This window comes from Paraburkholderia xenovorans LB400, assembly GCF_000013645.1.
GTDB lineage: Bacteria > Pseudomonadota > Gammaproteobacteria > Burkholderiales > Burkholderiaceae > Paraburkholderia > Paraburkholderia xenovorans.
Genome location: NC_007952.1, coordinates 534,898 through 547,157 on the forward strand (window position 1 = coordinate 534,898; position 12,260 = coordinate 547,157).

Annotated in this window: 5 protein-coding genes, 2 tRNA genes and 3 rRNA genes; 6 read left to right on the forward strand and 4 right to left on the reverse strand. The window is 57.6% G+C overall.

Features of this window, described 5'->3' with window-relative positions:
- Positions 1–7 precede the first annotated feature (7 nt).
- A complete protein-coding gene (locus BXE_RS24320; RefSeq protein WP_040124071.1) occupies positions 8–814 on the forward strand; it encodes a YfaP family protein in 807 nt (268 codons plus the stop codon).
- Positions 815–1,104: 290 nt separating this feature from the next.
- On the opposite strand, the gene BXE_RS24325 is transcribed toward BXE_RS24320, so the two are convergent.
- Positions 1,105–1,581, reverse strand: coding sequence for a PRC-barrel domain-containing protein (locus BXE_RS24325; RefSeq protein WP_011490792.1), 477 nt, complete (start codon positions 1,579–1,581; stop codon positions 1,105–1,107).
- A 236-nt stretch (positions 1,582–1,817) separates the two neighbouring features.
- Positions 1,818–3,815, reverse strand: coding sequence for an RNA polymerase sigma factor RpoD (gene rpoD, locus BXE_RS24330; protein ID WP_011490793.1), 1,998 nt, complete (start codon positions 3,813–3,815; stop codon positions 1,818–1,820).
- Between the two features lie 791 nt (positions 3,816–4,606).
- Here rpoD and BXE_RS24335 point away from each other — a divergent pair.
- The 5 genes from BXE_RS24335 (at position 4,607) to rrf (ending at position 9,914) form a co-directional block, all read left to right on the forward strand.
- Positions 4,607–6,137: ribosomal RNA gene (locus tag BXE_RS24335) — 16S ribosomal RNA — on the forward strand.
- A 78-nt stretch (positions 6,138–6,215) separates the two neighbouring features.
- A tRNA-Ile gene (locus BXE_RS24340) sits at positions 6,216–6,292 on the forward strand.
- Between the two features lie 81 nt (positions 6,293–6,373).
- A tRNA-Ala gene (locus tag BXE_RS24345) sits at positions 6,374–6,449 on the forward strand.
- A 294-nt stretch (positions 6,450–6,743) separates the two neighbouring features.
- Positions 6,744–9,625, forward strand: a 23S ribosomal RNA gene (locus BXE_RS24350).
- Positions 9,626–9,800: 175 nt separating this feature from the next.
- Positions 9,801–9,914 (forward strand): 5S ribosomal RNA (gene rrf / locus BXE_RS24355).
- Together the 16S, 23S and 5S rRNA genes with 2 tRNA genes alongside form the textbook arrangement of a ribosomal RNA operon.
- A gap of 343 nt (positions 9,915–10,257) precedes the next feature.
- Here the strand turns inward: rrf and BXE_RS24360 are convergent.
- The gene (locus tag BXE_RS24360; RefSeq protein WP_040125013.1) at positions 10,258–10,722 is read right to left on the reverse strand and encodes a hypothetical protein; all 465 of its coding nucleotides are present in this window, start codon (positions 10,720–10,722) and stop codon (positions 10,258–10,260) included.
- Between the two features lie 438 nt (positions 10,723–11,160).
- Positions 11,161–12,006, reverse strand: a complete 846-nt coding sequence (locus BXE_RS24365) for a FadR/GntR family transcriptional regulator (RefSeq protein ID WP_011490795.1) — start codon at positions 12,004–12,006, stop codon at positions 11,161–11,163.
- Positions 12,007–12,260 lie beyond the last annotated feature (254 nt).

The following is a 12,260-nucleotide window of genomic DNA, read 5'->3' on the forward strand; positions in this document are numbered from 1 at the left end:
AATGAAGATGAAGGTCAAGACCACGGGTTGGACGAAGGCGAGCCACAGATTCCTTGCAGTGGCCTGTTTGGCCGGCCTGCAGGCCGCGCCGGCGGCGTACGCGAGCGACATCGACTTCGCCGCGCCGTTGAACGGCTGGCGCAACACGAGCGGCGACAGTGAGCGTTATACGCAGGACGTGCACTACCCGGCGGTGTCGGTATCGACGCCGGAAGGGCAGTCCAGATTCGCGCTGATCGAAGGGCAGATTCGCAACGCACCGAAGAAGAAAGGCACTACAGTGGGCACGCTGGTGGTCGACGGCACGCCGTTGCCGCAGCGCGTGGAAGAGGACGGCAAGTTCTCGCGGCCTTACGCGTTTCCTGCGGGCAGTAACGGCGTGGAACTGCGCGCGCCGGACGGCAGCCGCAAGCGCGTGCAGTTCTACGACGCCTACAGCGGTAAGACCCAGCCGAAGCTGCGCGTGCTGCTCGCGTGGGATACCGACGGCACCGATCTGGATCTGCACGTCGTGTCGCCTGACGGCGCGCATACCTGGTATGGCGAGCGCGTTGCACCGAACGGCGGCGCGCTCGACGTCGACGTGACGACCGGCTATGGGCCGGAGATTTATTCGTCCGCGGCGCCGTTGAAGGGCACCTATCTGGTCTATGTGAACTACTACGGTAGCGGCAATAGCGGTGCCGATATGACCGTCGCCCAGGTGACCATCATCACGAACGAGAACACGCCGAACGAAAAGAGCGAAACGATTCGTGTGCCGATGCGCAAGGCGGGTGAATTGACACTCGTAAAAACGTTCGTGCTGCCGTAATACGGTGGATGGAGCGCGTAATGATCGTGCTCGTCGGCCTGCGCTCTCTCGCGAGCCGGTCCGCACATGCCTGCGCGATGTGACGCAGATGGCCGCGGGCCGTTTCCTGCCCCGCAGTGGATGTGCGGCGAGCCATGACGCTCGCGACTCCTTGAGAGCGCAGAGGTGAAAGCCAATGCGTTCAAGGAGTTGCCTGAGTCATGCGCAGGTTGTCCACAGGCTTATGAACGGAATCTGTGGATAGATTGGTCTTGCGGGGCGCAAAGGTGTCCCGCGCGCCGGGTGAATTTTCAAAGATCGGAGTCCACGTCTCGCTCTTCCACCGCGCCGCGCGTGGCCGACCAGTACGGCGGACGGTTGTAGTACTCGTGCACGGCCGTGCCCCATTGCGTATCCGCCATTAAAGGCCAGTTATCCTTATCGAAGCCCGGCGCATTCTTGATCCTGTCAGCGCTTGCATCGAGCACGAAGCACCTGTCGTCCGTGTCGAGCGTGAGCGCGCTCCACGGTATGGCGTGCAGCGTGTCGCCCATGCCGAGAAAACCCCCGGTGGACAATACCGCGTAGGCGATCCGCCCGCCGCGTACGTCGAGCATGATGTCGGAGATTTTGCCGACATGCTCGCCGTCGGACGACATCACCTTGTTTCCATCGAGCGTGGATGCCGCCATGACGTCCGGTCCGGGACCGTCACCCATGCCGACTCCAACAATATTTGCGCCCTGCGCGCCGGCGGATGCCGGGACTTGGGGATTGAACGTAGTCATGATGTGCTCCTCGTAAAAAGCATACAAAGGAACGCGCAACGACTATGCCTGTTGCTTGCAGGACGGTTGTGAGGGAGTGCTTTTGCCGGTTGCCGCCGCTGGCGGCCGCGCGTGCTATGCGGCAGGAGGGTGGCTGGCAGCGGGATTGACCCTCAACGGGGCCGTTTCGCTGCTGGCTTGAGAGAGAAGAATGCGCTTGCCGTGCGTAGTAAAGCACGACAAGCGCATTTGCCGACTTAGCGGTCGAGGAACGACTTCAGACGATCGGCGCGGCTCGGATGCATCAGCTTGCGCATGGCCTTGCTCTCGATCTGACGAATCCGCTCACGCGTAACGTCGAACTGCTTGCCGACTTCTTCGAGCGTATGGTCCGACTTCGTGTTGATGCCGTAACGCATGCGCAGCACTTTGGCTTCGCGCGGCGACAGCGAGTCGAGCGCGTCGTCGATGGCGGCGCGCAAGTCGGCCTGCATGGCCGCGTCGGCCGGCGAAGAAGCTGCCGAGTCTTCGATCATGTCGCCGAGTGTGGCATCGCCGTCGTCGCCAACCGGCGTTTCCATCGACACCGGCTGCTTGGCGATCTTCAGAATGCCGCGCACTTTCTCTTCCGAGAGTTCCATGCGTTCCGCGAGCACGGACGGATGCGCTTCCTGACCGGTCTGCTGCAGGATTTCGCGCGAAATGCGGTTCAGCTTGTTGATCGTTTCGATCATGTGCACCGGCACGCGGATCGTGCGAGCCTGATCCGCAAGCGAACGCGTGACAGCCTGGCGGACCCACCACGTTGCGTACGTGGAGAACTTCCAGCCGCGGCGGTATTCGAACTTGTCCACGGCCTTCATCAAGCCGATGTTGCCTTCCTGGATCAGGTCGAGGAACAGCATGCCGCGATTCACATACTTCTTCGCGATCGAGATCACGAGACGCAGATTCGCCTCGATCATCTCGCTCTTCGCCTTGCGCATCTTCGATTCGGCCGCGACCATCTGGCGGTTGATTTCTTTCAGATGCTTCAGCGGCAGCGAAACCGTGGCTTCGATTTCGATCAGCTTTTGCTGTTCGGACTGAATGGCCGGCAAATGGCGCTCCAGCGCCGCGCCGTAGGCGGACGCACCGCGCGCCGCACGTTCCGTCCAGCCGAGGTCGGCTTCATGACCGGCGAACGACTCGATGAACTTCTCGCGCGGCATGCCGCTCTTCGAAACAACGATTTGCAGAATGTTGCGCTCGATCGCACGAACTTGCGCGACCTGTTGCTGCACGTCGCCGCACAGGCGGTCGATGGTGCGTGCCGTGAAGCGGATCTTCGCGAGGTGCTGCTGGATCTCTTCGCGCGCGCGCTGATACGCCTTCGAGGTGACGTCGCCGCGCGTGTGCGAGGCGTTCATCTGGTCGGACAGCATGCCGACTTGCGCGAAGATTTCGAGGCAGTCGCTCGTGAGCTGCTTCAGGCGTGCTTCGTCTGCTGCCGACGAGTCAGCGGGGCCGACGTCGTCGTCGCTGTCTTCGTCCTCGTCGCCGTCCGTGTCCGCGTCGACTTCGGCCGATGCTTCCGCGCTTGCGCTGTCTTCTTCGGCGGCGATCGTGTCTTCATTGAGGCCGTCGACCAGTTCGTCGATGCGCAGCTCGCCGTCGGCAACCTGTTGGGCGCTCGCCAGAATCGCCGAGATCGCGAGCGGGCAAGCAGCGATTGCCTGCACCATTTCGTGCAGGCCGTCTTCGATGCGCTTGGCAATCGCGATTTCGCCGGCGCGCGTCAGCAGTTCGGTCGCGCCCATTTCGCGCATGTACATGCGCACGGGGTCGGTTGTGCGGCCGAATTCGGAATCGACGGTCGACAGGGCGACTTCGGTTTCCTCGTCTGCCTGATCGTCCGACACCACGGCAGGGGCGTTCGAGTTGAGCAGCAGCGTTTCTGCGTCCGGCGCCTGCTCGTAGACCTGCACGCCCATGTCGTTGAACGCGCTGACAATACTGTCGATCGCGGCCGTTTGCGCGAAGTTGTCGGGCAGATGGTCGTTGATCTGCGCGTGGGTAAGATAACCCTGTTCCTTGCCCAACTGGATCAGCGCACGCATCTGGCGCTGACGTTCCTCAGCTTGCTGCGGCGGCAGTTCGGCCGCCACGGGGATCGCTTTGCCGGCGCCCTTGCCCTTGGCCGTGCGGCCCGAGGGAGCTTTGGCGGCGTAGCCGGCGGTTTCGTGTTGCGAATCTTCGCGATCAAAAGGGTTCACGTATTCTCCTCTAGAGGCTTCGCTATGAGACGCAAGACGCGACCGTCAGGCGTTTCGAGCATGGCTCAACATCACCTGAGTGACTCAACGCGGTTGTTTGGCTGTGCTCTGGGGAGCAAAAAAGATGAGCCCGCTCGAAGCGGGCCGATAGAAATGTGCGAAATTCGCGCGGCTCGCATTATATACGAGCTTGAGCTTTCGCGCTCATTGTGTGCACATCATTTCATCATGCGCGTTTGTTGCAGGTGCATCCCCAAGCTGCCGGCCGGACGTAGAGCGGTTGCCGGATCCATGCATCAAGGTGCGTGCATATCGGCTGATTTCAAGCTCCTCACTATAGAGGAACTCGGCCGCCCTCACACGACGGATCATTTCTGCGTCGCTCTCGCTATATATAGGGGGCGAGTGATTCTGGCGTCGATCAGCGCCGGGTCAAAAGAAAATTCACAAAAGGGGGTTGACGACGCGTCACTCGTTCTCCATAATCTCGTCTCTCTGCTGCTGATGCAGCGACGCAGAACGAAGCGGTACCGGGTGGTGGGTTGTTGAGGTTTCCCGGTGGCGGTTTGGTGGTGAATGCGGACCCGATCTTTAAAAATTAACAGCCGATAAGTGTGGGCGCTTGATGCGCGATGCGGGGCGGATCTTCCGGGATCTGCCGTAAAGCGGAAGTATCAGGTCTCACACAGTAATGAAAGGAAGGTTTGACTGTCGCAAGATGGTTGGATCATTCGTCAGTACGTTGAGTGAGCGACCGGGCTCGGAAGAGCCCGAAAAACAGTAACAGGTTTGAACTGAAGAGTTTGATCCTGGCTCAGATTGAACGCTGGCGGCATGCCTTACACATGCAAGTCGAACGGCAGCACGGGGGCAACCCTGGTGGCGAGTGGCGAACGGGTGAGTAATACATCGGAACGTGTCCTGTAGTGGGGGATAGCCCGGCGAAAGCCGGATTAATACCGCATACGCTCTGCGGAGGAAAGCGGGGGATCTTCGGACCTCGCGCTACAGGGGCGGCCGATGGCAGATTAGCTGGTTGGTGGGGTAAAGGCCTACCAAGGCGACGATCTGTAGCTGGTCTGAGAGGACGACCAGCCACACTGGGACTGAGACACGGCCCAGACTCCTACGGGAGGCAGCAGTGGGGAATTTTGGACAATGGGCGCAAGCCTGATCCAGCAATGCCGCGTGTGTGAAGAAGGCCTTCGGGTTGTAAAGCACTTTTGTCCGGAAAGAAAACCTCTGCCCTAATACGGTGGGGGGATGACGGTACCGGAAGAATAAGCACCGGCTAACTACGTGCCAGCAGCCGCGGTAATACGTAGGGTGCAAGCGTTAATCGGAATTACTGGGCGTAAAGCGTGCGCAGGCGGTTCGCTAAGACAGATGTGAAATCCCCGGGCTTAACCTGGGAACTGCATTTGTGACTGGCGGGCTAGAGTATGGCAGAGGGGGGTAGAATTCCACGTGTAGCAGTGAAATGCGTAGAGATGTGGAGGAATACCGATGGCGAAGGCAGCCCCCTGGGCCAATACTGACGCTCATGCACGAAAGCGTGGGGAGCAAACAGGATTAGATACCCTGGTAGTCCACGCCCTAAACGATGTCAACTAGTTGTCGGGTCTTCATTGACTTGGTAACGTAGCTAACGCGTGAAGTTGACCGCCTGGGGAGTACGGTCGCAAGATTAAAACTCAAAGGAATTGACGGGGACCCGCACAAGCGGTGGATGATGTGGATTAATTCGATGCAACGCGAAAAACCTTACCTACCCTTGACATGTATGGAAGTCTGCTGAGAGGTGGATGTGCCCGAAAGGGAGCCATAACACAGGTGCTGCATGGCTGTCGTCAGCTCGTGTCGTGAGATGTTGGGTTAAGTCCCGCAACGAGCGCAACCCTTGTCCCTAGTTGCTACGCAAGAGCACTCCAGGGAGACTGCCGGTGACAAACCGGAGGAAGGTGGGGATGACGTCAAGTCCTCATGGCCCTTATGGGTAGGGCTTCACACGTCATACAATGGTCGGAACAGAGGGTCGCCAACCCGCGAGGGGGAGCCAATCCCAGAAAACCGATCGTAGTCCGGATCGCACTCTGCAACTCGGGTGCGTGAAGCTGGAATCGCTAGTAATCGCGGATCAGCATGCCGCGGTGAATACGTTCCCGGGTCTTGTACACACCGCCCGTCACACCATGGGAGTGGGTTTTACCAGAAGTGGCTAGTCTAACCGCAAGGAGGACGGTCACCACGGTAGGATTCATGACTGGGGTGAAGTCGTAACAAGGTAGCCGTATCGGAAGGTGCGGCTGGATCACCTCCTTTCCCGAGCTAACGTGTCAAGCGTTGAGCGCTCACGCTTATCGGCTGTGAAATTGAAGACAGAAACGCAGACAGACTCAGGGGTCTGTAGCTCAGCCGGTTAGAGCACCGTCTTGATAAGGCGGGGGTCGATGGTTCGAATCCATCCAGACCCACCATGTCGATGACCGTTGGCGCTTTAGCGCTTACGGGCATCCCACCCCCGAAGGGGGCAGGGCGGATCTGGTGTGTGCATGACTGGGGGATTAGCTCAGCTGGGAGAGCACCTGCTTTGCAAGCAGGGGGTCGTCGGTTCGATCCCGTCATCCTCCACCAATCCTCAATGCGTAGCGTTCTGCGAGAGAAGCAGAGCGTTGTGCATTGGCGATTGAGCCAGTCAGAGTGATACATGGTTATAGCAACCGTGATATCGGCTGTCGTTCTTTAACAATCAGGAAGAAGTAGTAAGGAGATTCACGAAAGCATACTTAGAGATGGGTGTGCGAGTAGGTGAATCAGGGTTGTGATTGTATCAATGTATGAAAAGGTGATCGAAAGATTGCTTTGGAATACGGCGCAACACGAATACTCAACCTGTAGCGTGTGTATCGAGAGACACACCCGTTATAGGGTCAAGCGAACAAGTGCATGTGGTGGATGCCTTGGCGATCACAGGCGATGAAGGACGCGGTAGCCTGCGAAAAGCGGAGGGGAGCTGGCAAACGAGCTTTGATCCTCCGATATCCGAATGGGGAAACCCGGCCCGTATGGGTCATCCGTAGCTGAATCCATAGGCTGCGTGAAGCGAACGCGGTGAACTGAAACATCTAAGTAACCGCAGGAAAAGAAATCAACCGAGATTCCCAGAGTAGTGGCGAGCGAAATGGGACCAGCCTGCATTCTTTATCCGTAGTGTTAGTCGAAAGCTCTGGAAAGTGCTGCCATAGCAGGTGATAGCCCTGTAGACGAAAACATCATGGAAGAACTAGGTATGCGAGAAGTAGGGCGGGACACGTGAAATCCTGTCTGAAGATGGGGGGACCATCCTCCAAGGCTAAATACTCGTGATCGACCGATAGTGAACCAGTACCGTGAGGGAAAGGCGAAAAGAACCCCGGGAGGGGAGTGAAACAGATCCTGAAACCGCATGCATACAAACAGTCGGAGCCTTTGAAAGAGGGTGACGGCGTACCTTTTGTATAATGGGTCAGCGACTTACATTCAGTGGCAAGCTTAACCGATTAGGGCAGGCGTAGCGAAAGCGAGTCCGAACAGGGCGATTCAGTCGCTGGGTGTAGACCCGAAACCAGGTGATCTATCCATGGCCAGGATGAAGGTGCGGTAACACGTACTGGAGGTCCGAACCCACTAACGTTGAAAAGTTAGGGGATGAGCTGTGGATAGGGGTGAAAGGCTAAACAAACCTGGAAATAGCTGGTTCTCTCCGAAAACTATTTAGGTAGTGCCTCGTGTATCACCTTCGGGGGTAGAGCACTGTCATGGTTGTGGGGTCCATTGCGGATTACTACGCCATAGCAAACTCCGAATACCGAAGAGTGCAATCACGGGAGACAGACATCGGGTGCTAACGTCCGGTGTCAAGAGGGAAACAACCCAGACCGCCAGCTAAGGTCCCCAAATATTGCTAAGTGGGAAACGAAGTGGGAAGGCTAAAACAGTCAGGAGGTTGGCTTAGAAGCAGCCATCCTTTAAAGAAAGCGTAATAGCTCACTGATCGAGTCGTCCTGCGCGGAAGATGTAACGGGGCTAAGCAATATACCGAAGCTGCGGATGCATATTTATATGCATGGTAGGAGAGCGTTCCGTAAGCCTGCGAAGGTGCATTGAAAAGTGTGCTGGAGGTATCGGAAGTGCGAATGCTGACATGAGTAGCGATAAAGGGGGTGAAAGGCCCCCTCGCCGTAAGCCCAAGGTTTCCTACGCAACGTTCATCGGCGTAGGGTGAGTCGGCCCCTAAGGCGAGGCAGAAATGCGTAGCTGATGGGAAGCAGGTTAATATTCCTGCACCATTGTTAAATGCGATGGGGGGACGGATCGCGGAAGGTTGTCCGGGTGTTGGAAGTCCCGGTCCTTGCATTGGAGAAGGCGCTTTGGCAAATCCGGGCGCAGGATTCAAGGGTGCGAGGCCATTCACTTCGGTGAAGAAGCAATCGGAAGTGGTTCCAGGAAAAGCCTCTAAGCTTCAGTTTAACAAGACCGTACCGCAAACCGACACAGGTGGGCGAGATGAGTATTCTAAGGCGCTTGAGAGAACTCGGGAGAAGGAACTCGGCAAATTGGTACCGTAACTTCGGGATAAGGTACGCCCCTGTAGCCTGACTGGCCTGCGCCAGAAGGGTGAAGGGGTTGCAATAAACTGGTGGCTGCGACTGTTTAATAAAAACACAGCACTCTGCAAACACGAAAGTGGACGTATAGGGTGTGACGCCTGCCCGGTGCCGGAAGATTAAATGATGGGGTGCAAGCTCCTGATTGAAGTCCCGGTAAACGGCGGCCGTAACTATAACGGTCCTAAGGTAGCGAAATTCCTTGTCGGGTAAGTTCCGACCTGCACGAATGGCGTAACGATGGCCACACTGTCTCCTCCCGAGACTCAGCGAAGTTGAAGTGTTTGTGATGATGCAATCTCCCCGCGGCTAGACGGAAAGACCCCATGAACCTTTACTGTAGCTTTGCATTGGACTTTGAACCGGTCTGTGTAGGATAGGTGGGAGGCTTTGAAGCGTGGACGCCAGTCTGCGTGGAGCCGACCTTGAAATACCACCCTGGTCTGTTTGAGGTTCTAACCTTGGTCCGTTATCCGGACCGGGGACAGTGCATGGTAGGCAGTTTGACTGGGGCGGTCTCCTCCCAAAGTGTAACGGAGGAGTACGAAGGTACGCTAGGTACGGTCGGAAATCGTGCTGATAGTGCAATGGCATAAGCGTGCTTAACTGCGAGACCGACAAGTCGAGCAGGTGCGAAAGCAGGTCATAGTGATCCGGTGGTTCTGTATGGAAGGGCCATCGCTCAACGGATAAAAGGTACTCTGGGGATAACAGGCTGATACCGCCCAAGAGTTCATATCGACGGCGGTGTTTGGCACCTCGATGTCGGCTCATCTCATCCTGGGGCTGTAGCCGGTCCCAAGGGTATGGCTGTTCGCCATTTAAAGAGGTACGTGAGCTGGGTTTAAAACGTCGTGAGACAGTTTGGTCCCTATCTGCCGTGGGCGCTGGATATTTGAAGGGGGCTGCTCCTAGTACGAGAGGACCGGAGTGGACGAACCTCTGGTGTACCGGTTGTCACGCCAGTGGCATCGCCGGGTAGCTATGTTCGGAAGAGATAACCGCTGAAAGCATCTAAGCGGGAAACTCGCCTTAAGATGAGATATCCCCGGGGCTTCGAGCCCCTTGAAGGGTCGTTCAAGACCAGGACGTTGATAGGTCAGGTGTGGAAGCGCAGTAATGCGTTAAGCTAACTGATACTAATTGCCCGTAAGGCTTGATCCTATAACAGGTGTGTCTTGCCCCCACAGGGGGAAACAGGACACGCACGGTTGAGTGATCCGTGTTGTGCCAGCAGAAACAACACAACCCCACGCTCCACCCCTGGTGAGCATCACCAGAAACTACTTCTTCCCGATTGGCCGCGCTGGCCCCAGATCCAGCGCGGCAACCAGTCATGCCTGATGATCATAGCGAGTCGGTCCCACCCCTTCCCATCCCGAACAGGACCGTGAAACGACTCCACGCCGATGATAGTGCGGATTACCCGTGTGAAAGTAGGTCATCGTCAGGCTCCCAAGCAGCATCAGAAACCCCACCCCAACACAGGTGGGGTTTCTGCGTTTACCGCTCACACCATCCAGAACAGAAGCAGAACAGAAGCAGCGCGCAAAACCGCCGCGAAAAACCTGACCCGGTTCGCTACCCGCATCCCGCCGCGCCACGGCGCAATTCACCCGCGACACTCCACCCTCCTGACACCCGCACCGCTGCCGTACCCACGCACAGCCAGCGGTGCCCGGCGTCAGATCCATCTCATGACTTACTGCGTCGCGATATCCGCGCGGCGCCTTCCCAGTACACCGTACCCGTCGCTTGGCAGGAAATGCATCGAAAGATTTCGCTCGCCGATCGGCCTAGGCTCGCTTACGCACTGGAGTCTGATACGACATGCCTGCGGTAAATCGATCAAGTCGCTCACTTGCATCTGTGATGGCCCAAAGGGGCGCGCTATGCAACTGCCGATCGTAGTTCGTCGCGATCATCGCAAAAAGCGAGAATCCCGCCTCGTCCAAACGCCACTTGCCGGTCTCACGGCCGATATCGAACACGGCCGACACCGCGCGTTCTGCCGCACTCAACTGCTCGCCAGTCGCCGAGCCGAAGCCCGACTCAGCCAGAAAGCCAGTCAACAGCATGACTTGCGTGAGTGTTTGTGCGTCGGTCATGCTGCCGGCGCCGCGGCGCAAGGCGTCGAGTGCCAGATGGACCCGTAGTGCGAGGTCGTCGGCGGTCTGCCGGGCGATCGGTAGCAGCATGGCCTTGGCGTGCCGTGCACGTGCAACGCCAGTATTACGAGATAACGGGATAGGTTGTGCCATGAAGGTCCAATGTTTGCGCCTGTGCAGATGCAATAACGGCGCGCCCCGAAAAAGGTTGAGCCCTCGGTGTGCATTGAACCGGCGGACCGAGTGGAACTCCGTTTGATGGGTGGCCTTCGCCACGATTCTCCGTCACGGGGACCGGTGCGCGCATCTCTCTGCTCACGTGCGCGACGCCTTTCGATATTTTCCCCACGCCGCCGCGTGTCTCATAGACTTGAGTCCCGCGTTGCCTGTGCGTTGCCTGTGCGTTGCGCCGATGTGGCGAGCAAGCCGCACCTAAGGCTATATGCCAGATGCATCGAGCGATTTACACATCCATTCGGTAGAGAAAAAACCCGCGATCCGCACAGGCAACATACCGGCCGTCCACGACGGAAGCGCCCTCGCCTTACAATGCGCAATCCACAACACCAGTAACCTTCATCAAATCCCGCCTCACTCGTCATCGCCCTTGTCAGCTGGCATGACGCTTCGCGCTCGCACCCGTCGACGAATCTCCGAATCCAGGATCAGACGTCCGCGCAGTTTTCCCTTCATCCGCTTCACATAGCGCGGCGCTTCGGTCATGTGGATCACCATCAACTCGCGCACTTTCTCTGCGTCGCGCTCACGTGCTGCTTTCGTAATCGCTTTGTGAATCTTGACGTTAGCCTGACCGAACCGCTCATGTTCGGCTTGCGGCGTGTCGTTACGAAACTCGATGAGCTGCCGGATCATTTCGTTGATCAACTCGCAACTGAAACGCAGGAACGGGTTAGGATTCGCCGCTGCGAGGATGTCGTGGAAATTCACGTCTTCCTGACGTTGCCGCACAATGTCCTGCCCGCCATGTGACGAAGCCGGCCGATCGCAGCATGCAATGCTCGCGTCGAGCGCCTCGAAGTCCTGCTCCGTCAGATACGGCACGGCCCCTGCCGCGAGTTCCGGCTCCAGCAGCTTGCGCACAGTGTAGATATCGTCGATCGACACGTCCTTGAAGAACAGGTAGTTCTGCAGAAGTTGCAACGTGCGATCGAGCGGCACCTCCACCACCATGCCGCCGCCGCTCGGGCCGGTGGTCACTTTGATGAGTCCTTGCACTTCGAGCGACTTCAGCGCCTCGCGGATCGTGCTTTTGCTTACCGAAAAGAGTTGCTGCAACTCCACCTCGCGCGGCAGGCGGTCGCCTGGCTTCAGGTCTTTCTCGGTGATGAGCCGCTTGATTTCCTCCGCGACCAGATCGCCGCGTTTCTGCTGCTTGATCTCAATCGCGACGCCAGCCTTGGCGCGGTCCGTGGCCATATTCGATGCTCCCAGTTTGTCCTGCACGATCTTCGATTGATCCGCCGGCGCCTTCGCAGCACAGAAGGCCGCCTCATGCTGCCAGGAATTTTGCCTTATTGACACCCGAATTTATTGTACCTACGATCAAGTCCAACCTATTTATCATGATAAATAGAACAAAGCCTGTGAGGTGGAAAACTTCACGGCGGCCAGCAAGCTCGAGTACTCGTTCGCGCAGTGTGTGCAGTTTCGTAGTCGGTCAGTGCGTGTCT